This window comes from Actinomadura violacea (assembly GCF_017573465.1).
In the GTDB taxonomy this organism is placed as follows: Bacteria; Actinomycetota; Actinomycetes; order Streptosporangiales; family Streptosporangiaceae; genus Spirillospora; species Spirillospora violacea.
In genome coordinates this window covers 31,775-53,941 of record NZ_JAGEPF010000054.1, presented here as the reverse complement: position 1 = coordinate 53,941, position 22,167 = coordinate 31,775, and the positions used below count along the sequence as shown (strand labels likewise).

Sequence of the window (22,167 nt, the reverse complement as noted above, 5' to 3'; positions counted from 1 at the left end):
CCCTTACCACTCTTACCCGACCGGACGCCCTTCCGATCGGGCGGCCGCCGCGGCGGCCGCGGTCATCGGGTTCCACGACGGCGGAGACTACTGCCCGGCCAGGTCGAGCCGCTGGTAGAGGAAGTCACCGGCGTTCTCCACGACCAGGCTGACGTCGATCATCTCGTTGAGCGAGGCGGGCCGCTCACCGCCCGCGCGCTCCACCCACGTCACGACCGCGTAGTGCCCGTAGACGCTGGCGTACGCGGCGGTGAACCCGGGCCCGAACGCCGGGACGCCCTTGGGCTGCAGCGGCGTCAGGCCGCCGGCGCCGGTCGCCTTGTCGAGGTCGCGGAGCACCTGCGCCGAGCCCTCCTGGCTCACCAGGTTCACGACCATGAACTGCCCGACGTACTTCTTGTCCGGGCTGACGTAGGCGCTGCGGACCACCTGGGTGCAGCCGTACTTGGCGAGGTCGCCCTGCAGCCGCTCGCCCCAGCTGGCGGCCTTGCAGTCGGACGTCAGGTCCGAGGCGGCCATCGACAGCGTGTACTTGCCCTGCTTGAGGGTCTTGGCGTCCGCGGAGAACGCCTCCCCCTCGGTGATCGCCCGGTTGTCGGCGCCGCGCTGGGCGATCTTCCCGAAGCCGTCGGCGCTGAAGTCGGGCGTGTAGGCGGTCGGCACGGCCTTCGCCGCGGGCTTGTCGCCGCCGCCTCCGCCGCCGAGGGCGACCACGGCCACCACCGCGATCACGATCACGGCGACGAGCGCGGCCGCGCCGCCGTACAGCAGCTTGGGGTTCGGGAGCTTCCGGGAGGGCTTGTCCTCCGGCCAGAAGTCCTGTCCCGCACCGTCGCGCCCGGCCGCGGGGGAACCAGTATCACGGGCCTCGATCACGCCCCGGAGCTTAGCGGTCCCGCCGCACCCGCCGCGCCCAAAAGGGCGATTCATCCGTATCTGTTGCGAAGCCGGCCGCGGCGAGGCGCAGCTCAGCGCCCCGCCCGGGTCACAACCCGTTCGTTCCGATGAGCGCGCCGACGCCGTAGGTGATCGCGGCGGCCGCCGCGCCGAACAGCAGCTGGCGCGCCCCGCCGAACCACCACGCCCGCGTCGTCACCCGCGACACCAGCGCGCCCGCGGCGAACAGCCCGAGCGCCGCGACCGCGGCGGCCGGCCACAGCGTGGACGCGCCCAGCAGGTACGGCAGCACCGGCAGCAGCGCCCCCACCGCGAACGACAGGAACGACGACCCCGCCGCCAGCAGCGGCGACGGCAGGTCCCCCGGGGACACCCCGAGCTCCTCCTTGGAGTGGACCTCCAGCGCCCCCTCGGGGTTGCGCGACAGCTGCCGCGCCACCTCCGCGGCGGTCTCCGGGTCCACCCCGCGCGCCTCGAACACCCCGGCCAGCTCGCGCTGCTCGGCCACCGGGTTGCGGGCCAGCTCCAGCCGCTCGATCTCGATCTCGGCGAGCGCCAGCTCCGACTGGGACGCGACGGAGATGTACTCCCCCGCCGCCATCGAGAACGCGCCCGCCGCCAGCCCGGCGAGGCCCGCCAGCAGCACGATCTTCGGGTCCTGCCTGCCGCCCGCGATCCCCGCGATCAGCGCGAAGTTGGAGACCAGCCCGTCCATCGCGCCGAACACGGCGGGCCGCAGCCAGCCCCCGCTGACGTCGCGGTGCTGGTGGTGCAGTTCCGGCGTGTGCTCGGACTTCTCCCCGGTCATCTCCCCCGAACCGGCCATCTCGCTCGTCCTACTTCCCGTCCTTGACGGGCTCTCCCTTCCCTACCCGCTCGGAAGCGTCGGCGGCACCGTCGGGATCATTCTCCCCGGTCACGGCGGCGGCTTCGGCGCGGGGTTCGGGTTCGGGTTCGGCGCCGTCCGCCGGCTCGGGCTCGACGGCCGCCTCCGGGCGCTCAGCGGGCTCCTCCGCCGCCTCGGGGGCCGGGGCGGGCACCGGCGCCTCCGCCGGCTCGGCGGGCTCGTCCTCGGCGGGCTGCGCGGCGTCCGCGGCGTCCGCGGACTCCGCGTCGGCGGGCTCTTCCGCCTCGTCCTTCCCGGCCGTGTCCTTCTCCGGCGCGGGCTCCGCGGACTCCGGCTCGGCGTCCGCGGCGGGCGGCTCGTCCTGCGCGGGCCCGTCGTCGGCGGTCCCGGCCTTCGTGATCTCGACCTTCGCGGGCTCCGCCGCCTCGGCGGCCGCGGGCTCCTCGCCGGCGGGCCCCTCGGCCGCGACGACACCGGGCGCGTGGCCGGCGACGGCCTCAGGGCCGGTCTTGTTGCGCGCGAAGTACAGGTAGGCGGCGGCGCAGAGGAACACCACGATCGAGGTGTAGTCGTTCAGCCGCAGGCCGAGGAAGTGGTGCGCGTCGTCGATGCGCAGCGCCTCGATCCAGCCGCGTCCCACCGTGTAGGCGGCGACGTACAGCGCGAACGCGCGGCCGTGCGTGAGCTTGTAGCGGCGGTCCGCCCAGATGATCAGGATCGCGACGCCGATGCACCACAGCGACTCGTACAGGAACGTCGGGTGGTAGGTGCCGATGTTCTCGTACTTGGGGTCCAGGGCGGGGCCGTCGCCGAGCGTCGGCCGGTGGCTCGGGTCGATCTTCAGGGCCCAGAACGTGTGCAGCGGCTTGCCGTACAGCTCCTGGTTCCAGTAGTTGCCCCAGCGGCCGACCGCCTGCGCGAGGACGATCCCGGGCGCGCACGCGTCGGCGAGCGCCAGGATCGAGATGCCGCGCCGCCGGCAGCCGATGTACGCGCCGACCGCGCCGAGCGCGATCGCGCCCCAGATGCCGAGGCCGCCCTTCCAGATCTCCAGTGCCCGGACCGGGTCGCCGCCGCTGCCGAAGTACCGCTGCGCGTCGGTGATCACGTGGTACAGGCGCCCGCCGACCAGGCCGAACGGCACCGCCCACACGGCGATGTCGATGATCGTGCCGGGGCTGCCGCCCTTGGCCGCCCAGCGTCGCTCGCCGACCCAGACCGCGGCGACGATGCCGAGAATGATCATGATCGCGTAGGCACGGAGCGGGACGGGTCCGAGGTGCCAGACGCCCTGGGACGGGCTCGGGATGAAGGCGACCGGGTGCATGACCGTTGACGTTACCGCCTCCGGCGGCGTGGGACGGAAACGTCCGCGCCACCGACAGCCGATCGCCGCGCTACGGACACCGGTACGAGACCGTACAGAGCGGCGAACAGCCCTCGCGCGGAGCGGTTTCAGCCCTGCGCGGAGCGCGGCGGCCCGTCAGCGCTGGGCAGGCGCCGTGCCCGCGGAGCGCGGCGTGCCGGAGCCCGCCTGGGCGACGGCCTTCTGCAGGGCGTCCGAGGAGCCCAGGGCGTCGTTGCCGAGCTGCTTGCCGTTCAGCGCCAGGAACGGGGTCGCGGTCACGCCGACCTTGCCGGCGTAGGCGGTGGCCTGGTCGACCTGGCCCATCTTCTGCGCGCCGTTCACGCACGCGGCGAACGAGGGGGCGGTGACGCCGAGCTGCCCCGCCCACTTGATCAGGTCCGGGTCGGAGAAGCCCTTGTCGCCCTCGGGCGGCTGCTCGGCGTACAGCTTGTCGTGGTACTTCACCCAGTGGTCGGCCGGCATGCAGGCGGCGGCGTTGGCGGCGCGCCGCGAGTTGGACATCAGCGGGTCCTGCTGGAACAGCTGGAACGGCCGGTAGACGACCTTGACCCGGCCCTCGGCCGCGAGCTTCTTGATCGTGCCGCCGACGCGGGCCTCCATCGCCTTGCAGGCCGGGCACTGGAAGTCCTCGAAGACGTCCAGGACGGGCGCGGTGACGCCGGAGTTCGCCATGGCGACCGAGCCGTCCTGCTGGCGGGTCGCGGGCGCGATGGGGCCGGTGTACTTCTGCGCGGCGGGGCCGCCGTCGCCGCCCCGGTTGCCCAGCGCGACGACGACGATGACGACCACGACGGCCACGGCCGCCACCGCGCCGAGCACGACCACCAGCAGCCGCCTGCGCCGCTGCTGCGCCGCCGCCCGCCTCCGCTCCTCCGCGAGCCTGTCCCGCGCGGAACGCTCCCTGTCGGCCTTGCTCATCGATCCCCCAACGGCCATGACGATGTGTTACCGGGTCATGTCCGAGCGTAGTGGGGAGGGGCGTCCCGCGCGGTGAGGCCGCACGGAGGGTCCTGCGGTCAGGGGCGGCGGGCGGTCACTTCTTCGGGGTGGCGGCGGCCGCCGCGACCATGGCCTTCAGGCCGTCGGGGGTGAAGACGACGTTGGTGTCGAGCTTGCGCCCGTCGAGGAAGACCGTCGGGGTGCTGTCGACCTTGCGGGTCTGCAGCGCGTAGTTGGTCATCGCGGCGACGTCGGCCTTCTTCTGCTCGCCGGTGACGCACTTCTCGAAGTTCGGGTCGGAGATCCCGATGTCCTTGCCCCACTTGACCAGGTCCTTGGGCGCGAAGCCCTTCGAGCCCTCGGCCGGCTGGAAGCGGAACAGCGCGTCGTGGTAGGAGATCCACTTGTCGGCGGGGACGCACAGCGCGGCCTCGGCGGAGCGCAGCGAGTTCGTCTTGACCGGGTCGGGGCTGTTGCCGAACAGGTGGAACGGCCGGTAGACGACCTTCACCTTGCCCTCGGCGGCGAGCTGCTCGACGGTCGAGCCGGTGTTCTTCTCGAACTCCTTGCAGTTCGGGCACTGGAAGTCCTCGAAGATCTCCAGCTCCGGCTTGGTGACGCCGGCCTTGGCCATCACGATCGAGCCGTCGGCCTGGCGGCTGAGGGGGGCCAGCGCGCCCGAGTGGACCTCGGCGCGGCCGCTCTTGTTCTTGTGGTCGACGACGAGGACGGTCGCCACCACGATCACCGCCACCGCGACCACCGACCCGAGGACGATGGACAGCAGCCGCCGCTGCTTGGCCCGCGCCGCCTGCCGCCGCCGTTCGGCGGCCAGGCGCTCTCTCGCGGACCGCTCCCGTGCGGCCTTGCTCATTGGTACTCCTAGGAATGGGGGCCGCGCGTGGTGCGTGCGGCGCGGGTCCGGCGGGACTAGTCGGCCTGACCGATCCGCCGGAACTCGTCGAACAGAACGAGGACGAAGAGCAGGATAGTGATGGCGTGGACCCCGCTGCACCACAGGCAGATCTTGTGGAGCAGCGCGAACTCGACCGTCACCAGGTAGACGACGAACAGGACGCCCACCGACACCGCCGCCAGCCGCCCCCAGCGCAGCGGCGGCCACGGCGAGCGCATCGCCCACGGGGTGATCAGCGCGCCGAAGCCGACGAAGAACGCGAGCCCGAGCAGCGGCATGGGGATGCCGAGCAGCGTGGAGTACTCGCTGGTGGTGACCGCGTGGCAGTCCACCGTGGCGGTCGCCGAGCAGACCAGCGCGCCCTGGTCGTAGTGGGTGATCGTCAGGTAGACGGAGATGCCGAGCCCGGCCAGGGTCAGCAGCCAGGCGAGGGCCTGGTACCACAGGGCCGGGACGGGCGCCGCCGCCGTCGCGCGTTCCCGCGCCGTCATCTCTTGCGTCATCGTGGATCCTTCCGGGACGGCCTCCGCCGGCGAAAACACCTTACGGGAGCGGGAGGCCGCCACAAGCATCAACCGGACGGCGGTGACGGCGAGTTCCCGGAACGCGGAAAAACGTCCGCGGAAACGGCGGGGAGCCGTTTCCGCGGAACGAATGATCATTTTCCGGCCGTCCGATACGCGCCGGACGATGGGCCCGCAAGCCGCGCGGGCCGGGCGTTTCAGCGGCCCTTGCGGACGCCTTCGGCCAGTTCCGTGGTGAGCGCGCGGACGCCGGCGAGGCCGGTGGCGAGGTCCGGGGCGTCGAGCAGCCGGCGGATGAACGCCGACCCGACGATCACGCCGTCGGCGAAGCCGGCGACCTCGGCGGCCTGCGCGCCGTTGCCGACCCCGAGCCCGAGGCCGACGGGCAGGTCCCGGCCGGACCGGTCGATGATCTCCCGGGTGCGCTCGACGAGCCGCGGCGCGCCGGTGTCGACGGCGGTGCGGGCGCCGGTGACGCCCATCAGCGACGCCGCGTACACGAACCCGCGGCACGCGCCGGTGACGGTCTCGATGCGCTCGTCGGTGGAGCTGAGCGCGACGAGGAACACCCGGTCGAGGCCGTGCTCGTCGGCGGCCTCGACCCACTCGCCGCCCTCCTCGGGCGTGAGGTCGGGGGTGATCAGCCCGGCGCCGCCGGCGGACGCGAGGTCGCGGGCGAACGCGCCGACGCCGTGCCGGTCGACCGGGTTCCAGTACGTCATGACCAGCGTCGGGGCGCCGGTGGCGGCGACGGCCTCGACGGTGCGGAACACGTCGGCGACGCGGACGCCGCCGACGAGCGCGCGGTGCACCGCGTCCTGGATGGTGGGGCCGTCCATCATCGGGTCGGTGTAGGGCAGCCCGATCTCGATGACGTCGCAGCCGGCGTCGACCATGGTCTTCGCGGCCTCGACGGCGCCGTCGAAGGTCGGGAACCCGGCGGGCAGGTAGCCGACGAGCGCGGCGCGGTTCTCGGCCCTGGCCTTGTCGTAGGCGTCCTTGACGCTCACTGCGCCTCCCCTTCGGGCATTAGGCCGAAGAAGGACGCGGCCGTGTGCATGTCCTTGTCGCCGCGTCCGGACAGGCACACCGCGATGGTGGCGTCCGGGCCCAGCTCCTTGCCGACCTTCAGCGCGCCGGCCAGCGCGTGCGCGGACTCGATCGCCGGGATGATGCCCTCGGTGCGGCACAGCAGCGAGAACGCCTCCATCGCCTCGGCGTCGGTGATCTCGCGGTACTCGGCGCGGCCGGAGTCGTGCAGCCAGGAGTGCTCGGGGCCGACGCCGGGGTAGTCCAGGCCGGCGGAGATCGAGTGGGTCTCCATGGTCTGGCCGTCGTCGTCCTGCAGCAGGTAGGTGCGCATGCCGTGGATGACGCCGAGCGACCCGCCGACGAGGGTCGCGGCGTGCTTGCCGGACCCGACGCCGTCGCCGCCCGCCTCGAACCCGTACAGCCGGACGGTCTCGTCCGGCACGAAGGCGTGGAACATGCCGATGGCGTTGGAGCCGCCGCCGACGCAGGCGACGACCGCATCCGGCAGCTTGCCGGTCAGCTCCAGGCACTGCCGCCGCGCCTCGACGCCGATGATCCGCTGGAAGTCGCGGACCATCATCGGGAACGGGTGCGGGCCCATCACCGAGCCGATGCAGTAGTGGGTGTCCTCGACGCTGGCGACCCAGTCGCGGAACGCCTCGTTGCAGGCGTCCTTGAGGGTGCGGCTGCCGGTCCGGACCGGGATCACCTCGGCGCCGAGCATCCGCATCCGGGCGACGTTGAGGGCCTGCCGCTCGGTGTCGACCTCGCCCATGTAGACGGTGCAGTCGAGGCCGAGCAGCGCCGCGGCGGTCGCGGTCGCGACGCCGTGCTGGCCGGCGCCGGTCTCGGCGATCACCCGGGTCTTGCCCATCCGGCGGGTCAGCAGCGCCTGCCCCAGCACGTTGTTGATCTTGTGGGAGCCGGTGTGGTTGAGGTCCTCGCGCTTCAGCAGCACCCGGGCGCCGCCCGCGTGCTCGCCGAACCGCTTCGCCTCGGTCAGCAGGCTCGGCCGGCCCGCGTAGTTCGCGAGCAGGTCGTCCAGCTCGGCGGTGAAGGCGGGGTCGTTCTTCGCGGTCTCGAACTCGCGGGTCAGCTCGTCCAGCGCCGCCATCAGCGCCTCGGGGGCGAACCGGCCGCCGAAGCGGCCGAAGTGGCCGGTGGCGTCGGGCACGGCGGCAGCGCGCGCCGCACTGTCGATGGTCATGGGAAAACGCGTCCTGTCACTGCGTAAGGGGCCTGTCGGACATTCTCATGGAGATGCTGCGAGGCCCCGCCATCGCTCGTGGAGCGGCTCTGCGGGCATGACCGTAGCCTACCGAGTTCCCGCCGGCGCCGGTCAGCCGCTCTGCCGCAGCGCGGGGTGCGCGCCGGCGGCGACCAGGTCGGCGACCGCGGTCCGCGGGTCGCGGCCGATGACCAGGCTCTCCCCCACCAGCACGGCGTCGGCGCCGCTGGAGGCGTAGGCGAGCAGGTCGTGCGGGCCGCGCACGCCGGACTCGGCGATCTTCACGACGGGCTTGGGGATCGCGGGCGCGACGCGGGCGAAGACGCCCCGGTCGACCTGCAGGGTGCGCAGGTCGCGCGCGTTCACCCCGATGACCTTAGCGCCCGCGTCCACGGCGCGGGCGGCCTCCTCCTCGGTGTGCACCTCGACGAGCGGGAGCAGCCCGATCGACTCGGCCCGCTCGACCAGCGACACCAGCGCGTCCTGCTCCAGCGCCGCGACGATCAGCAGCGCCATGTCGGCGCCGTGCGCGCGCGCCTCCCACAGCTGGTAGGAGGTGACGATGAAGTCCTTGCGCAGGACGGAGACGTCGACGTTGGCGCGGACGTCCGCGAGGTCCTGCAGGCTGCCGCCGAAGCGGCGCCGCTCGGTCAGCACGCTGATCACCTTGGCGCCGCCGGCCTCGTAGTCGCGGGCGAGGGCGGCGGGGTCGGCGATCGCGGCGAGCGCGCCCTTGGACGGGCTGCTGCGCTTGACCTCGGCGATGACCGACACGCCCGGGCCGCGCAGCGCGCCGAGCGCGTCGCGGGGGGCGGGGGCGGCCGCGGCCTTGTCCTTCAGCGCGCCGAGCGGGACCTCCCGCTGCCGTTCGGTGAGATCGGCCCGGACGCCGTCGATGATCTCGTCCAAGACGCTCAAGTGGTAGGCCCCCTATTTCAGGTCGATCCGTGCACCGATCGTAGCCGCCCCCGCCGACGGTCCTCGCACCCGGGAGGGGTCCGGGACGTCCGCGGGGCGCGGCGGTCCGGGCGTCCGGCGGCGCCGTCCGCGGGTCAGGGCGCCAGGGCGTGCGCGAACGGCAGGTTCCGCACGATCCAGTAGACGGCCACGACGCCGACGAAGGAGTACACCGGGACGGGCCGGAACAGCGCCGACCACATCGGCCGGCCCCGCGCGCTCAGCACCGTCCAGCGGACGTACAGGTAGCCGAAGACCGGCAGCAGCAGGAACAGCAGCGGGTTGAAGCCGAACGCGGCGCCGACGTGCCCGTGCGTGAGCGCGTTGACCAGCCGCATCGCGCCGCAGCCGGGGCAGTAGTAGCCGGTCATGGCGAGGAACGGGCAGGTCGGGTAGTGGCCGGGCTGGTTCGGGTCGACGAACGCGACCAGCACCGACGCCCCGGCCGCCGCGGCCAGCACGGTCCCGTGCGGCAGCAGCGTCCGCGCAAGGCTCCCGCGCGGACGCTCGCCCGCCGGATGGGGATGCGCGTGGACGGCGGGACGGCTCACGCCCTCCACCTTAAGGCCGTCCTCCGCCGAAAGTCCGCCCCCGCAAGAAGTCCGCCCCCCCGCAAGAAGTCCGCTACGCGTCGAGGACGTATCCGACGCCGCGGACGGTGCGGATGGGGTTGTCCTGGCCGAGTTTCGCGCGCAGCTGCGCGACGTGGACGTCGACGGTGCGGCTGCCCGCGCCGGCGCCGGGGCCCCAGGCGGCGTCGAGGAGCTGCTCGCGGGTGAAGACGCGGCCGGGATTGGCCATCAGGAACTCGAGGAGGTCGAACTCGGTGACGGTGAGCGCGACGCGGGCGTCGCCGACCGCGGCGGTGCGGCGGTGCGGGTCGAGGGCGACGGGTCCGGCGCGCAGCGGGCCGGGCGCCGGGAGGGGGCCGCGGCGGCGCAGCGCCTCGGCGACGGCGGCGACCAGCACGCGGGGCCCGAAGGGGCGGTCCACGCGGTGCTCGCCGAGGCCGCGGGCGATCGCGGGGTCGAGGGGGCCGGCGACGGCGACGACGGGCGCGGGGCGGGCCGCCTCGGCGACGCGGCGGTACAGGTCGGCGGGCAGCGCGCTGGTGGACAGGTCGAGGACGACGACGTCGGGGCGGGTGCGCTCGGCGGCGGCCGGGGCGCGCGAGGGGTCGGCCTCGATCCGCACGTCGTAGCCCTCGCGGGCCAGGTAGCGGCGCTCGAGCTCGGCGACGTCGGGGTCGTGCTCGGCGACCAGGACGAGGCCGTCGGCGGTCACGGCCGGCCGTTCCGCTGCCCGGCCGCGTCCCTAGCCATCGGTTCCTGGGCCTTCGGCTCCTGAGCGGCCGGGTCCTGGGCCGCCGGGTCCTGGGCGGCCGGGTCCTGGGCGGCCGGGTCCTGGGCGGTCGGGTCCTCGCCGCGATCGAGCGACTTCCATAGCGCGGACGGGTCCTCCCCCGCCGCGCCGCCCGCCGGGGCCTTCCGCACGGCGGGACGGGACGCGGGCGCGCCGGACCGCTCGTAGCGGGCGGACATGCCGGGCCAGCGGGCGCTGCGGACGGCGGCGATCAGACCGCCCGCGACCAGGAGGACACCGCCGGTCACCGAGGCCATCCACCACAGGTTCACGGCCAGCGCGGGATGCGCGCCGATCTTCAGCAGGGCGCTCTTGTCCCCGGCCACCGACAGCACGTGGGCGCGCTGGACGGCCGCGGCGGAGGCGTAGACGGCGCCGGCGCCGAACAGGGCGATGAGGATCCCGACCAGGGACCGGATGCGGCCGCGGGTGGCGAACAGCGCGGCGAGGCCGGCGAGGCCGGCCCAGGCCAGCGCGGTCGCGGTGCCGCCGAGGTCGTGGCCGGTCAGGTGCTGGGAGAACGGCGTGATCGCGTCCTCGGCCTTGACGGTGGCCCAGGGGCGGCTGCCGGCGAGCAGGGCGAGGCCCGCGCCGGCGGCGCACAGCAGCGCGGTCAGCCCGCGCTCACGCCCGGGGGTCATGAGCGCGCGTCAGGGCGTTCCCCGACCACGGCGTCGAGGACGTCGGCGTCCCAGCAGGTGCGGTCGCCGGTGTGGCAGGCCGCGCCGACCTGGTCCACCTTGACGAGGATCGCGTCGGCGTCGCAGTCGAGCGCGACGGACTTCACCCACTGCTGGTGGCCGGAGGTCTCGCCCTTCACCCAGTACTCGCGGCGGCTGCGCGACCAGTAGGTGCAGCGGCCGGTGGTGAGGGTGCGGTGCAGGGCCTCGTCGTCCATCCAGCCGAGCATGAGCACCTCGCCGGTGTCGTACTGCTGGGCGATCGCGGGCACGAGGCCGTTCGCGTCGCGCTTCAGCCGCTCAGCGATCTTGGGGTCCAGGTCGGACGTGGGAACGGACATGCCGTCCATTGTGCCGGGTGGTCCCGGGTACCCGCGACGGCCCCCGCGCGGGGGCCGCGGCGACGAAAGGGCCCGCCTTCCCCGGGCAGGGGGAGACGGGCCCAGACGTACGACTGCGGGTCTTACAGGGGGACGACCTGGTCGGCCTGCGGACCCCGGTTACCCTGCGTCACCTCGAACTGGACGCGCTGGTTCTCGTCCAGCGTGCGGTACCCGGAGGACTGGATCGCCGAGTAGTGCACGAAGACGTCCGGCCCGCCGCCGTCCACGGCGATGAAGCCGAAGCCCTTCTCGGCGTTGAACCACTTCACGGTGCCCTGCTGGGGCATGTCTTTCTCCTTGCGGCAAAACACGGGCCCACACCTCGCGGGCCCGGCGCGGTCGCTGCGGAACGCTCTCGCCCCCGGTACGGTCCCGGAAAAGCCAAAACGCCCGCTGCCATCAGTCCGCGGGCGTCTGGACAAACGATCGAGAACCACGACTGCAACCGACGGCCCCACCGTATCACCGGTTCCGCGTAAAACGCAGGAGCGGGAAGGCCCGCGTTTCTCCTCTCGGCGAACCCTGCCGTTACCTGCCCGTTAAAGACTCCAACCGGTCTCGGTCAGGGTCTTGACAGAGTCCGTGGGCCCGGTGAGGCGGACCTTCGCGACGTCCGTACGGCCGAGCGCCCACAGGACCAGTTCGCCCACCGGTCCGTGCACCCGCACGGGCCCGGGGCCGCCGCGGCCCCCGCCGGAGACCCGGGCGCTGCGCCCGTCGGGCCGCACCAGCGTTACCTCGACGTGAACTTTCCTTAGGACAAAGCGGGCAATTTTTATCCGTCGCCAGAGAAGTTCCTCGAGTTCACCGGACAGGTCCCTGGGCTCCCAGTCGGGCGCGGCCCGGCGGATGTCCTCATGGTGAACAAAGAACTCGACACCGTTGGCGATTTTGTCCACGCCCGGAACCGCGTACGGCGAGAACTTCGGCGGTCCCTGCCGAAACCGTTCCACCAGCCGCTCGAACGGGACGGCCCGCGCGGTGCGCCGCCGCACCCGCTCGGTGTAGAAGCCCAGCGGGCGCAGCAGTATTCCGGGCGCGGCGTCCGGGCGCCCCTCCCGGACGACCAGGTGCGCGGCCAGGTCGCGGGCGTCCCAGCCGCCGCACCGGGTCGGCGCGCCGGGGCCCGCCGCGGCCAGGGCGCCGGCCAGCAGGCTCCGCTCGTGCCGGACGGGGCCGTCCTCGGGCGTGCTCATCGCATGATCGTAGGCCGCCGGACGCCGCTCGGGAATAAGCGTCGTATCCGGATGGTAGGGACTATTCAGGCCCGCAGAACCCCCACAACCCCGTACGCAGGGGGCACCACCGCGGGTCGCCGTGCCGTGATCGAGGAGTAAGCCGTGCCGCCTGCGTCCAGACGCGTGTCCCCCCATGTCCTGCGCGAGGGGCTGCGGGTGCTGTCGGTCGCCGTCCGCGCCGAACCGCGCGTGTTCACCGTGTCGGTGATCGCCAGCGCGGTCTACGCGGCGATGACCGTCGCCACCGCCCAGGTGCTCGGGTGGGCGACGCAGACCGTCGTCCTGCCCGCCTTCCGGGACGGGCACACCACCGCCGGGGCGCTGTCCGGCGCGGCCGCGGCGATCGTCGGCGTCGCGCTGCTCAAGGCGCTCGGCGTCGCGGGCCGCCGCTTCTACGCGGGCCTGATGCAGTACCGGATGCAGGCCGCCTACCGGCGGTCGGTGACCCGCCAGTACCTGCGGCTGCCGCTGGCCTGGCACCACCGGCACCCGACCGGGCAGCTGCTGTCCAACGCCAACGCCGACGTGGAGGCGGTGTGGGCGCCGATCGCGCCGCTGCCGATGGCGGTCGGCGTGGTGTTCATGCTGCTGATCGCGGCGGTGTCGATCCTGCTCACCGACGTCGCGGTCGCCGCCGTCGGCTTCCTGATCTTCCCCGCGATCGCGCTGATCAACGTGGTGTACCAGCGCCGGCTCGCGCCCGTCGCGACCCGCGCGCAGCAGCTGCGCGCCGAGGTCAGCGAGGTCGCGCACGAGAGCTTCGAGGGCGGCCTGGTCGTCAAGACCCTCGGCCGCGAGGCGGCCGAGACCGAGCGGTTCCGGGAGCGCGCGCACGAGCTGCGCGACGCCAACATCGCCGTCGGCCGGATCCGCGGCCTGTTCGACCCGGTGCTGGAGGCGCTGCCGAACCTCGGCGTGCTCGCCGTCCTGCTGATCGGGTCGGTGCGGCTGGAGTCCGGCGCGATGACCGCCGGCGACCTGGTCCACGTCGCCTACCTGTTCACACTGCTGTCCTGGCCGATCCGGGCGCTCGGCTGGGTGCTCGCGGAGGTGCCGCGCAGCGTCGTCGGCTGGGAGCGGGTCCGCGGCGTGCTCGACGCGACCGGGTCGCTGCCGTTCGGCGACGCGGCGCTCGGCGAGGACAAGGCCGCCGCGCTGGAGGTCCGCGACGTCCGGTTCTCCTACGAGGGCGCCGACGGCGACCGCGAGGTCCTGCACGACGTGTCGTTCACCGCCTCCCCCGGCCGGACCCTCGCGGTGGTCGGGCCGACCGGGTCCGGCAAGTCCACGCTCACCTCGCTGCTGGTCCGCCTCGTCGACCCCGCCGACGGGTCCGTGCTGCTGGACGGCCTGGACCTGCGGGACGTCCGCCGCGGCGGTGTCGCGGAGACCGCCGCGCTCGTCCCGCAGCAGACGTTCCTGTTCGACGACACCGTCCGCGGGAACGTGACACTCGGCCTCGACGTCCCCGATGAGCGCGTCTGGGAGGCGCTGCGGCTCGCGCAGGCCGACGGGTTCGTCGCGGCCCTCGCCGACGGCCTCGACACCCGCGTCGGCGAGCGCGGCGCGTCCCTGTCGGGCGGGCAGCGGCAGCGGCTCGCGCTGGCGCGCGCGCTGGTGCGGCGCCCGCGGCTGCTCATCCTGGACGACGCGACGTCCAGCGTCGACCCGCAGGTGGAGGCGCGCATCCTGCAGAGCCTGCGCGAGGCCCAGTCCCTGCGCGACGACGGCGGCGGCGCGACCGTCGTGGTCGTCGCCTACCGCAAGGCCACCATCGCGCTGGCCGACGAGGTCGTCTACCTCGACCGCGGCAAGGTCACCGCACGCGGCACCCACACCGAGCTGCTGGAGACCTCGGAGGGCTACCGCAACCTCGTCAACGCCTACGAGCGGGCGGAAGCGGAACAGGAAGCGCTCGACGGCGGCGAGGAGGCCCTGGCATGACGGTGATCGACGAGACGGCCGCCACCGAAGGCGGCCTCAGCACGCTGCGGCGCGGCCTGCGGCTCAGCCCCGAGTTCCGCGCCGGCCTCGCGGGCACGCTCGCGCTCGCGCTGCTGTCCACGGCGGGCCGGGTGGTGGTGCCCATCGCCGTCCAGCAGACCATGGACAAGGGCCTCGACCGCGCCGGCGGCCCCGACATCGGCTTCATCCGCACCGCGGTGCTGCTGTGCGCGGTCGCCGTGCTCCTGACGGCCCTGTGCGCGTACGCGATGAACGTCCGGCTCTACAAGACGTCCGAGGGCGGCCTCGCGGGACTGCGCGTCAAGGCGTTCCGGCACGTCCACGACCTGTCGATGCTGACGCAGAGCGGCGAGCGGCGCGGCTCCCTGGTGTCGCGGGTGACGACGGACGTCGACCAGATCAGCAACTTCATGCAGTCCGGCGGCCTGATGTTCATCGTGTCGATCGGGCAGCTGCTCGTCGCGAGCGTGCTGATGCTCGTCTACTCGTGGCAGCTCGCGGTGCTGGTGTGGGCGGCGTTCCTGCCGCTGGCGTTCGCGCTGCGCCGCTTCCAGCGGATCGTGTCCGCCCGCTACATGCAGGTCCGCGAGCGCATGGGCGACCTGCTCGCCGCGGTGAGCGAGTCGGTGGTGGGCGCCGCCGTCATCCGCGCGCACGCCTCCGAGGAGCGCACCGGCCGCCGCGTCGACGACACCGTCGACGCGTTCCGCAGCACCCAGACCCGCGCCCAGGCCATGGTCGCGCTGACGTTCCCCGTGAGCGAGCTGGTCGCGGCCATCGCCACCGGCGCCGTCGTCGTCGTCGGGACGCTGCTCGGCATCGGCGGCCACCTCACCGCCGGCGAGCTGATCGCGTTCCTCTTCCTGGTCACCCTGTTCGTCAGCCCCATGCAGACCGCGACGGAGGTCCTCAACGACGCGCAGAACGCGATCGCCGGCTGGCGCCGCGTGCTGGGCGTCCTCGACACCGTCCCGGACGTCGCCGACCCCGGCGACGCCGGCGAGACCCTGCCGCGCGGCCCGATCGAGGTGCGGTTCGAGTCCGTCGGGTTCGCCTACCCGGGCGGCCCGCCCGTCCTGCACGGCGTCAACGCCGAGATCGCGCCCCGCAGCCGCGTCGCGATCGTCGGGCAGACCGGGTCGGGCAAGACCACCTTCGCCAAGCTCCTCACCCGCCTCATGGACCCGGTGTCGGGGCGCGTCCTCATCGACGGCGTGCCGCTGGACCGCGTCCGGTTCTCCTCGCTGCGCGAGCGGATCGTCATGGTGCCGCAGGACGGCTTCCTGTTCGACGCGTCCCTGGCCGACAACGTCCGCTACGGCCGCCCGGACGCCACCGACGAGGACCTCGTCCTCGCCCTGACGGAACTGGGCCTCGCCGACTGGCTCGCCGGCCTCCCCCAGGGCCTGGACACCCCCGTCGGCCAGCGCGGCGAGTCCCTCTCGGCCGGCGAGCGGCAGCTCGTCGCGCTGGCCCGCGCCTACATCGCCGACCCGGACCTGCTCGTCCTGGACGAGGCCACCTCCGCCGTCGACCCGGCTACCGAGGTCCGCATCCAGCGCGCCCTGGACGGCGTCACCCGCGGCCGCACCGCGATCTCGATCGCCCACCGCCTGTCCACCGCCGAGGCCGCCGACGAGGTGATCGTCTTCGACGCGGGCCGCATCGTCCAACGCGGCCCCCACGCCGACCTGGTGGCCCGACCAGGCGTCTACGCCGACCTCCACGCCTCCTGGATAGCCCAACGAACCATCTGACCCCCCAACCCGCCCCCGGTGGTTTGAACCTCAGCCACCCACCACGGGCAGGCACGCGGAGCGAGCCCTGCGAGCGCAGCGGGCCTGCCCGACGACGGACGAGGCGTTTAGCTCTAGCGGAGCGTGAAACGCCTCGTCCGCCGCGACGGGGGTTCCAGGGGGTCGCCCCCCTGGGGAGACACCGCCCCCCTGGGAAAACACAGCTAAAGCACTTGCCCGGTATCTGGTCTGGTGCGCATTCTGCTGGGGTGAGCAATGAGGTCGTGTTGGAATCGGCGGGCACGCTGCGGGGTCAGCTGCAGCGGGGGCTCGGTAGGGCTGCGCGGCGCGCGGCGGACAGGCCCGGTGCGGGCGAGTACGTCTATGACTGCATCCGCAGGGATCCGCGGTGGGACCGGCAGTGTGAGGCGAGAGGCCTGTACTACGCGCGGTTGATGGTGGATCTGGAGTTGCCGGTGTGGCCGGTCGCGGAGCATCTCGCGGACCCGTCGGACCATGCGGACGGCGACGAGTGGCGGGTGCGGCTGGCGCTGGAGGTGCTGGGGCATCTGGTGCGGTTGAGCCGGCGGGAGGCGGCGGTGCCGCTGCGCCGGTACGCCGAGGAGGGCGCGCACTGGTTCGACGCGTTGGACGAGCTGGTGGAGCTGGGCGATCCGCGGTTGGCGGAGGGGCTGGACGAGCTGGTGGCGGCGCGGTGCGATGACGGTGATCTGGGGTTGCTGGTGGCGGGTGGTCCCAATCCGGTGCTGGAGAGCTGGGCGGTGCGGCAGCCGCGGATAGCGGAGGCGCTGGCGCGGCGGCGGGAGGCTGGGCGGGCGCGGCGTCCGGTGGGTGCGGTGCCGGGCGGCGCGGAGCGGTCGGAGGCGGAGTTGCTGGAGCTGGCGAGGCGCCGGGACGACGGCGCGATCGCGGCGATCTTCGAGTTGGGGCGGCGGCGGACGCTGGCGCTGCTGGATCTGGCGGCGGAGGTGCTGCCGCAGCGGCCGAGCCGGTTCGGCGGGGCGGTGTGCCGGGCGCTGCGGGAGTACGGGCCGGAGGCGCTGCCGTGGGCGCGGGCGTGGGCGGCGGAGCGCGGCGGGTGCGCGTTCATGGGGATCAGCATGCTCGCGAGGTACGGGACGCGGCAGGACGTCCCGCTGCTGATGGAGGAGTTGCGGGAGGCGCTGGACGCGCAGGAGTGGCGGGGCGCCGCGAGTCCGGTGGAGGGGCTCGGGAGGCTCCGTGCCGGTGAGGCCGTGCCGTTGTTGAAGACCGCTTGGACCGAGTCTCCTTACGCTTTCCTGCGCCCCCGCATTGTGACCGCTTTGACCCGTACCGCGCCCCATACCGCCGAGTCGTACACGATCGAGGGGCTGTGGGACTGCGAGGAGGGCGTCCGGACGGAGGCCGCCCGGTTCGCGCCGCTGATGCACGAGACGCGGATCCGGCTGCAGCGGCTGCATCACGACGACGCGGAGGATCCGGGGGTGCGGGCGGCGGCGGCCGCGCGCTTCGCCGCCTGAGCCGCGGCTGAACCCTTCCGGGCCGGCGCGCGTACCGCCCGTCGTATCGCGCATCTCACCCCGGGAGGACGGGCCATGGGCTCCACGCATCACCTCGGACGCGCAGCGAGGGCCTCGCGCGCCGGCCTGGCGCTGGCGGCCGCCGCCGTGCTGGCGCTGCCCCTGGCGGCCGGCTGCAGCGCGAAGAAGGCCGGCGCGTCCGGCGACGCCGACCGGGCCGCGGCGCCGGCGAGCCTCGACGAGCTGGCCGCGCGGACGGGCTGCAGCCTGGCGGGCCGGCGCAAGGCGGATCAGCTGCAGCAGGGCAACTGCCAGAACTCGCGGGGCCATTATGTGCTGGTCAGCTTCGACAGCGACCAGGACATGAACGCGTGGCTGAACGAGGCGAAGCCGTGGGGCGGGACGTACCTGGTGGGGACGCGGTGGGTGGCGGTGAGCACCCAGGCGACGCTGCAGTCGCTGCGCAAGGACCTGGGTGGGCACATCCTGTCGGGCGACATGCACGGGATGGGCCACTCCTGACCGGGCGGCGGTCAGGCGAGCGCGGCGGCCCAGCGTTCCAGGGCGGGGCCGGTGCGGGCGAGGACGCGCCGGGCGGCGAGGCCGCGGGCGATGGTGCCGGGCCGCAGCAGCGGGTGGCCGGGGCCGTCCACGATGACGCGCAGGGCGGCGACCGGGACGCCGTCCGGGAGGGCGGCCGCGACGTGCGCCGACTCCATGTCGACGGCGCGGGAGCCGTCGGCCGCCCACACCCGGCGTTCCGCTTCGCGGACGATCCGGTCGGCGGTCACCAGCGGCCCGACGTGGACGCGCAGGCCGTCGGCGGCGAGGTCGGCGGCGAGGGCCGGTGCGCCGGGGCACGGGACGGGCTTGCCGCCGCCGCGGATCTCCTCGGCGACGACGACGTCGCCAGGGGCGAGCCGGTCGTCGAGCGCGCCGCCGAACCCGACGACGGCGACGGCGCGGCCGCGGGGCAGCCGGGCGGCGCGCCGGGCGCGGTAGCCGACGGCCGCGGCGGGCGCCCGGGCTAGCCCGCGCCGGACGGCGCGTGCCTCCAGCCGCAGCGCCGCGCACACGACCAGGCCGGGCGCCTCGTCACCGGTCATCCGCCCAGTGCAGCACGCGGCGGCCCGCAGATCCAGTTCCACGGTGCGCGGGGCGGCGCGCGCCCCTATGATTCGTTCATGCGTTCGATCAGCACAGCGGAACGGCGAGCCCGGCTCGTGCGGCGGCACCGGCTGGCCGCGGAGGCCCGCACCGACGACGTCGCGGAGATCGCCAGGTCGCTGGTGGTGCTGCACGCCACCGACCCGGCCACGGTGTACCTGTCCGTGGCGGCCCGCAGCGTCGCGGCGGGGCCGGCCGACGTGGAACGCGCCCTCTACGAGGAGCGGACGCTGCTGCGGATGCTGGCGATGCGCCGGACGATGTTCGTCGCGCCCGTCGGCCTCGTCCCCGCGCTGCAGGCGTCCACGGCGAGCGCCCTCGCCGCCAAGCAGCGCCGCCGGTACGGGACGCTGATCGAGCGCGGCAGCGACCTCACCGACGTCCCGGCCTGGTTCCGGGAGGTGGAGGACGCGACGCACCGGGCGCTGCTGGAACGCGGTGAGGCGACCGGCGCGCAGCTGGGCGCGGCCGTGCCGGCGCTGCGCACCCAGGTCGATCCCGCGCCGGGCAAGGCGTACTCGCGGCCGACGGGCGTGACGACGTGGGTGCTGGTGACGCTCGGCTGCGAGGGGCTGATCGTGCGGGGCCGCCCGAACGGCGGCTGGACCAGCAGCCAGTACCGGTGGGCGCCGATCGAGACGTGGCTGCCCGGTGGCATCGAGCGGGTGCCGGCGGACGAGGCGCGCGCCGAGGTGGTGCGGCGGTGGCTGCGCGCGTTCGGCCCGGCGCCCGCCGCCGACCTCAAGTGGTGGACGGGCTGGACGGCCGGGGAGGTCGGCAAGGCCCTCGCCCTCGTGGACACCGCGGAGGTCGACCTCGGCGGCGCGACCGGGCTCGTCCTCGCCGACGACCTGGAGCCCGCTCCCCCGGCGGAGCCGTCGGCGGCGCTGCTGCCCGCGCTCGACCCCACCCCGATGGGCTGGCAGGACCGCGGCTGGTTCCTCGGCGACCACGGCCCGCTGCTGTTCGACCGCAGCGGCAACGTCGGCCCGACCGTCTGGTGGGACGGGCGGATCGTCGGCGGCTGGGGCCAGCGCAAGGACGGCGAGGTCGCGTTCCGGCTGCTGGAGGACGCCGGCGCCGACGCCGCGGCGGCCGTCGCGCGGGAGGCCGAGCGGATCGCCGCCTGGTACGGCGACGTCCGCGCGATTCCGAGGTTCCGCACCCCGCTGGAGCGCGAGCTCACCGCCTGAGCGGCGCCTGCAGCGAAGCGAAGGCGCCGGTCAGGCCGCTCTTGCCGGGGGGCCGTGGGGGGTCGCCCCCCACCGGGACACAGCCCGGCGCCTGCAGCGAAGCGGAAAGCGCCGGTCAGGCGCCGTCGCGTTCTCGGGGCCGGGCCGCGGGGAGGGCGGCGCGGGCGATGAGGCTCGCGATGACCTGGGCCGTCTCGGGCGGGCCCGCGGCGACCCGGCGCAGCACCGCGCGGTCGTAGTCGCCCAGCTCGACCCCGTGCTCGGCGCAGGCGCGCAGGAGCAGGTCGAGGTTGCGGGCCCGCATGACGCCGCGCTTGGCGTGCCCGGCGTAGATGTCGCGGACCTCGGCGAACGCGTCGGCCTCGGTGGCGTAGGGCCCGCTCGCCGCGCTCTCCCGCGACGCCGCGGCCTCCCTCGGGGGTGTGGTCATCGGACGTGTCCGAGCCGGTAGGCGGCGCCGTCGCGCCACAGCAGCCAGCCGCCCGCCGCCAGCGCCGGGCCCTTCAGGACCACCGCGCTGATCGCCCCGGGAGGCGTGCGGCCGTCGCCCAGCCGGCGGGTGTCGATCACTCCGGAGACGCCGCCGGTCGTGTAGGCGATCAGGTGGTCGCCGGCGGTGAGCAGCGCGCCGCGGTCCGATTTCGCGGCGGGCGGCTTCCCGAGGCCGAGGCCGGCCGCGACGTTCTTCCAGCCGTGCCTGGCGACGATCCGCAGTTGCCCGTCCACCAGCGTGGCGAAGTAGTCCTCGTTGGCCGCCGCGCGCCATTTCTGGTCGGAGCCGGTGCCGGGGACGGACCGCCGCGCGCCGTCCTTGTCGGGCGCGCCGGTGAGCTTCAGCGGCCGGATCCCGGGCGGGAGCGGGTGCTCCCGGACGATCGCGTCGGTGCGCACGTCGATCTCGCGGACGACGTCGTCGTTGGAGGTGTCCGCGACGAACAGCGTCGGATACGCGAGCGCCAGGGCCCGCCCCAGCACGCCCTTACCGTGACCGTCGACGGTGCGGCCCGTGTCGCCGCAGCCGGTGGCGACGAACGGCTGGTTCATCGGGTCGTCGCCGACGACCGCGCCGCCGCCGGTGAGGACGGGGTCGGCGGGCGTGGCGCCCTGCGGGCCGATGACGCCGGTGCGTCCCCCGGTGGTGCGGCAGCTGAGCTTCCAGGAGCCCGGCGCGATCCAGGTGACGAAGCCGTTCCCGGCCGCGACGCCGCCCTCCGCGCGGACGCCGAGCGGCTCGGCCCGGCCGCCCTTCGGCCCGGCGGTGTAGACGCGGCCGTCGGCGGTGCGCCCGGCGACCCTGCCGTCCGGCCCGAGCGCGTCCGGGGTGAACGCGGCGCCGCCCGCCACGGTCGCGGGGATGGTGACGATCGTCGACGGGTCCACCAGGTTCCCCGGTGACCGGACGCCCGCCGCGGTGTCCGGGCCGTCCCGGTGCGACGCGCCCGGCAGAGCGCCCGGGACCGCAGCCGCAGCGGCGACCGCGGCGACGGCGGCCACGGCGCCCGCCGGCACGGCCGCCCGCCGACGGACGGTCGACCGGCGGACCCGACGGGCGTTCTCCGCGCGCGCGCCCGCATGCGGCCGGACGGTGTCCGCCTGCGCGCCGAACGCGTCCCTGAGCCTGTCCTCGATGCCGTTCACTGCTCCTCCTCGTCCTTCAGCCGCCGGCCGAGCGCCGCGATGGCGCGGGCGGTGTGGGCCTTGACCGTGCCGGGGGCGATGCCCAGCGTCTCGGCGGTCTCGCGCTCGCTCAGGTCGAGCCAGTAGCGCAGCACGAGCACCTGCCGCTGCCGGCCCGGCAGGTCCGCGACCGCGGCGAGCAGGGCGCGGACGGCCTCGTCCCGGACGACCTCGTGCTCGGCGGACCCGGCGTCCGGCGGCGGCGCGAGCTGGGCGTGCCGGCGCCGCGCCATCCGCAGGTGCCGCAGCCGGCTGCGGGCCGCGTTGCACACGCTCGACCGCAGGTAGGCCAGCGCCGCGTTCTGGTCGCGCAGCAAGCGGCGCCTGCGGTGCAGCCGGACGAAGGCGTCCTGCACGACGTCCTCGGGGTCGTCGGCGCCGAGCAGGGAGGCGAGCCTGACCAGTCCCCAGAAGTGGGCGGTGAACAGCTCCTCGTACCCCTCGCCGGGACGCGGGAGCGGCACCGCGATGGCGGCTGTCGTCTGCTGGTGCGTCACGGACCAGAGACGAACGTGCGCCCGGAAGGTTTACCAC

The 22,167-nt window shown here is 74.4% G+C and carries 24 protein-coding genes; 5 read left to right on the top strand and 19 right to left on the bottom strand.

The features are described from left to right. Window positions 1-87: 87 nt before the first annotated feature. From J4709_RS51055 to J4709_RS50985, 15 genes are all read right to left on the bottom strand, one after another. Window positions 88-876, bottom strand: a complete 789-nt coding sequence (locus tag J4709_RS51055) for a hypothetical protein (protein ID WP_208252768.1) — start codon at window positions 874-876, stop codon at window positions 88-90. Window positions 877-985: 109 nt separating this feature from the next. Then, window positions 986-1,723, bottom strand: a complete 738-nt coding sequence (locus tag J4709_RS51050) for a VIT1/CCC1 transporter family protein (RefSeq protein ID WP_232385343.1) — start codon at window positions 1,721-1,723, stop codon at window positions 986-988. 10 nt (window positions 1,724-1,733) lie between these two features. Continuing rightward, the gene (lgt, locus tag J4709_RS51045) at window positions 1,734-3,071 is read right to left on the bottom strand and encodes a prolipoprotein diacylglyceryl transferase (RefSeq protein ID WP_208252767.1); all 1,338 of its coding nucleotides are present in this window, start codon (window positions 3,069-3,071) and stop codon (window positions 1,734-1,736) included. Window positions 3,072-3,227: 156 nt separating this feature from the next. Further along, window positions 3,228-4,049 carry a DsbA family protein gene (locus tag J4709_RS51040; protein ID WP_232385342.1) on the bottom strand — a complete coding sequence of 274 codons (822 nt, stop codon included), beginning with the start codon at window positions 4,047-4,049 and terminating at the stop codon, window positions 3,228-3,230. Between the two features lie 97 nt (window positions 4,050-4,146). Next, window positions 4,147-4,926, bottom strand: a complete 780-nt coding sequence (locus J4709_RS51035) for a DsbA family protein (RefSeq protein WP_208252766.1) — start codon at window positions 4,924-4,926, stop codon at window positions 4,147-4,149. A 56-nt stretch (window positions 4,927-4,982) separates the two neighbouring features. Further along, the gene (locus J4709_RS51030; RefSeq protein ID WP_208252765.1) at window positions 4,983-5,471 is read right to left on the bottom strand and encodes a vitamin K epoxide reductase family protein; all 489 of its coding nucleotides are present in this window, start codon (window positions 5,469-5,471) and stop codon (window positions 4,983-4,985) included. Window positions 5,472-5,689: 218 nt separating this feature from the next. Then, window positions 5,690-6,502, bottom strand: a complete 813-nt coding sequence (gene trpA / locus J4709_RS51025) for a tryptophan synthase subunit alpha (protein WP_208252764.1) — start codon at window positions 6,500-6,502, stop codon at window positions 5,690-5,692. Then, a complete protein-coding gene (gene trpB, locus J4709_RS51020; RefSeq protein WP_208252763.1) occupies window positions 6,499-7,731 on the bottom strand; it encodes a tryptophan synthase subunit beta in 1,233 nt (410 codons plus the stop codon). The genes trpA and trpB overlap by 4 nt, the downstream gene beginning before the upstream one ends. A 132-nt stretch (window positions 7,732-7,863) precedes the next feature. Then, a complete protein-coding gene (gene trpC, locus J4709_RS51015) occupies window positions 7,864-8,670 on the bottom strand; it encodes an indole-3-glycerol phosphate synthase TrpC (protein WP_208252762.1) in 807 nt (268 codons plus the stop codon). 134 nt (window positions 8,671-8,804) lie between these two features. Then, entirely contained in the window at window positions 8,805-9,260 is a 456-nt protein-coding gene (locus J4709_RS51010) for a DUF2752 domain-containing protein (RefSeq protein ID WP_307802160.1), read from the bottom strand. A gap of 73 nt (window positions 9,261-9,333) precedes the next feature. Next, window positions 9,334-9,993, bottom strand: a complete 660-nt coding sequence (locus tag J4709_RS51005; protein ID WP_173100100.1) for a response regulator transcription factor — start codon at window positions 9,991-9,993, stop codon at window positions 9,334-9,336. Continuing rightward, window positions 9,990-10,712, bottom strand: coding sequence for a Trp biosynthesis-associated membrane protein (locus J4709_RS51000; RefSeq protein WP_208252761.1), 723 nt, complete (start codon window positions 10,710-10,712; stop codon window positions 9,990-9,992). Before J4709_RS51000 ends, J4709_RS51005 begins: the two co-directional genes overlap by 4 nt. Continuing rightward, on the bottom strand, window positions 10,709-11,101 hold the full coding sequence (gene hisI, locus J4709_RS50995; protein ID WP_208252760.1) for a phosphoribosyl-AMP cyclohydrolase: 393 nt from the start codon (window positions 11,099-11,101) through the stop codon (window positions 10,709-10,711). The genes J4709_RS51000 and hisI overlap by 4 nt, the downstream gene beginning before the upstream one ends. Window positions 11,102-11,214: 113 nt before the next feature. Continuing rightward, window positions 11,215-11,421 (bottom strand): cold-shock protein, encoded by a 207-nt coding sequence (locus J4709_RS50990; RefSeq protein WP_018657218.1) that lies wholly within the window; start codon window positions 11,419-11,421, stop codon window positions 11,215-11,217. A 252-nt stretch (window positions 11,422-11,673) separates the two neighbouring features. After that, on the bottom strand, window positions 11,674-12,330 hold the full coding sequence (locus tag J4709_RS50985; protein ID WP_208252759.1) for a TIGR03085 family metal-binding protein: 657 nt from the start codon (window positions 12,328-12,330) through the stop codon (window positions 11,674-11,676). Window positions 12,331-12,495: 165 nt separating this feature from the next. Between J4709_RS50985 and J4709_RS50980 the strand changes: the two genes are divergently transcribed. The 4 genes from J4709_RS50980 to J4709_RS50965 all read left to right on the top strand — a co-directional run bounded on the left by J4709_RS50980 (window position 12,496) and on the right by J4709_RS50965 (window position 18,118). Beyond that, window positions 12,496-14,316, top strand: coding sequence for an ABC transporter ATP-binding protein (locus tag J4709_RS50980; RefSeq protein WP_307802159.1), 1,821 nt, complete (start codon window positions 12,496-12,498; stop codon window positions 14,314-14,316). Further along, on the top strand, window positions 14,313-16,094 hold the full coding sequence (locus tag J4709_RS50975) for an ABC transporter ATP-binding protein (protein WP_208252757.1): 1,782 nt from the start codon (window positions 14,313-14,315) through the stop codon (window positions 16,092-16,094). Before J4709_RS50980 ends, J4709_RS50975 begins: the two co-directional genes overlap by 4 nt. A 434-nt stretch (window positions 16,095-16,528) precedes the next feature. Continuing rightward, the gene (locus J4709_RS50970; protein ID WP_232385341.1) at window positions 16,529-17,596 is read left to right on the top strand and encodes a hypothetical protein; all 1,068 of its coding nucleotides are present in this window, start codon (window positions 16,529-16,531) and stop codon (window positions 17,594-17,596) included. Window positions 17,597-17,671: 75 nt separating this feature from the next. Continuing rightward, window positions 17,672-18,118, top strand: coding sequence for a hypothetical protein (locus J4709_RS50965; RefSeq protein ID WP_208252756.1), 447 nt, complete (start codon window positions 17,672-17,674; stop codon window positions 18,116-18,118). Between the two features lie 11 nt (window positions 18,119-18,129). Here the strand turns inward: J4709_RS50965 and J4709_RS50960 are convergent, their stop codons facing one another. Further along, a complete protein-coding gene (locus J4709_RS50960; RefSeq protein WP_208252755.1) occupies window positions 18,130-18,702 on the bottom strand; it encodes a phosphorylase family protein in 573 nt (190 codons plus the stop codon). 78 nt (window positions 18,703-18,780) lie between these two features. On the opposite strand from J4709_RS50960, the gene J4709_RS50955 reads away from it, so the two are divergent. Next, complete coding sequence (locus tag J4709_RS50955) at window positions 18,781-19,956, top strand: winged helix DNA-binding domain-containing protein (RefSeq protein ID WP_208252754.1); 1,176 nt, start codon at window positions 18,781-18,783, stop codon at window positions 19,954-19,956. A 115-nt stretch (window positions 19,957-20,071) separates the two neighbouring features. Here the strand turns inward: J4709_RS50955 and J4709_RS50950 are convergent, their stop codons facing one another. Genes J4709_RS50950 through J4709_RS50940 form a run of 3 tightly spaced genes read right to left on the bottom strand, consistent with a single transcriptional unit; the run spans window position 20,072 to window position 22,130 of the window. Next, window positions 20,072-20,386, bottom strand: coding sequence for a hypothetical protein (locus J4709_RS50950; protein ID WP_208252753.1), 315 nt, complete (start codon window positions 20,384-20,386; stop codon window positions 20,072-20,074). After that, window positions 20,383-21,594 carry a hypothetical protein gene (locus J4709_RS50945; protein WP_208252752.1) on the bottom strand — a complete coding sequence of 404 codons (1,212 nt, stop codon included), beginning with the start codon at window positions 21,592-21,594 and terminating at the stop codon, window positions 20,383-20,385. Before J4709_RS50945 ends, J4709_RS50950 begins: the two co-directional genes overlap by 4 nt. Continuing rightward, entirely contained in the window at window positions 21,591-22,130 is a 540-nt protein-coding gene (locus J4709_RS50940; protein ID WP_307802158.1) for a sigma-70 family RNA polymerase sigma factor, read from the bottom strand. The genes J4709_RS50945 and J4709_RS50940 overlap by 4 nt, the downstream gene beginning before the upstream one ends. Between the last annotated feature and the right edge of the window lie 37 nt (window positions 22,131-22,167).

Excerpts from the sequence above, each read along its gene's own strand:
- J4709_RS50990 (WP_018657218.1), bottom strand. The coding sequence starts at position 11,421 with ATGCCCCAGCAGGGCACCGTGAAGTGGTTCAACGCCGAGAAGGGCTTC.
- J4709_RS50965 (WP_208252756.1), top strand. The coding sequence starts at position 17,672 with ATGGGCTCCACGCATCACCTCGGACGCGCAGCGAGGGCCTCGCGCGCC.
- hisI (WP_208252760.1), bottom strand. The coding sequence starts at position 11,101 with ATGGACGGCATGTCCGTTCCCACGTCCGACCTGGACCCCAAGATCGCT.
- trpB (WP_208252763.1), bottom strand. The coding sequence starts at position 7,731 with ATGACCATCGACAGTGCGGCGCGCGCTGCCGCCGTGCCCGACGCCACC.
- J4709_RS51000 (WP_208252761.1), bottom strand. The coding sequence starts at position 10,712 with ATGACCCCCGGGCGTGAGCGCGGGCTGACCGCGCTGCTGTGCGCCGCC.
- J4709_RS50985 (WP_208252759.1), bottom strand. The coding sequence starts at position 12,330 with ATGAGCACGCCCGAGGACGGCCCCGTCCGGCACGAGCGGAGCCTGCTG.
- J4709_RS50955 (WP_208252754.1), top strand. The coding sequence starts at position 18,781 with ATGCGTTCGATCAGCACAGCGGAACGGCGAGCCCGGCTCGTGCGGCGG.
- J4709_RS50970 (WP_232385341.1), top strand. The coding sequence starts at position 16,529 with ATGGTGGATCTGGAGTTGCCGGTGTGGCCGGTCGCGGAGCATCTCGCG.
- J4709_RS50960 (WP_208252755.1), bottom strand. The coding sequence starts at position 18,702 with ATGACCGGTGACGAGGCGCCCGGCCTGGTCGTGTGCGCGGCGCTGCGG.
- J4709_RS50975 (WP_208252757.1), top strand. The coding sequence starts at position 14,313 with ATGACGGTGATCGACGAGACGGCCGCCACCGAAGGCGGCCTCAGCACG.
- J4709_RS51030 (WP_208252765.1), bottom strand. The coding sequence starts at position 5,471 with ATGACGCAAGAGATGACGGCGCGGGAACGCGCGACGGCGGCGGCGCCC.
- J4709_RS51035 (WP_208252766.1), bottom strand. The coding sequence starts at position 4,926 with ATGAGCAAGGCCGCACGGGAGCGGTCCGCGAGAGAGCGCCTGGCCGCC.
- J4709_RS51040 (WP_232385342.1), bottom strand. The coding sequence starts at position 4,049 with ATGGCCGTTGGGGGATCGATGAGCAAGGCCGACAGGGAGCGTTCCGCG.
- J4709_RS51050 (WP_232385343.1), bottom strand. The coding sequence starts at position 1,723 with ATGGCCGGTTCGGGGGAGATGACCGGGGAGAAGTCCGAGCACACGCCG.
- lgt (WP_208252767.1), bottom strand. The coding sequence starts at position 3,071 with ATGCACCCGGTCGCCTTCATCCCGAGCCCGTCCCAGGGCGTCTGGCAC.
- J4709_RS50950 (WP_208252753.1), bottom strand. The coding sequence starts at position 20,386 with ATGACCACACCCCCGAGGGAGGCCGCGGCGTCGCGGGAGAGCGCGGCG.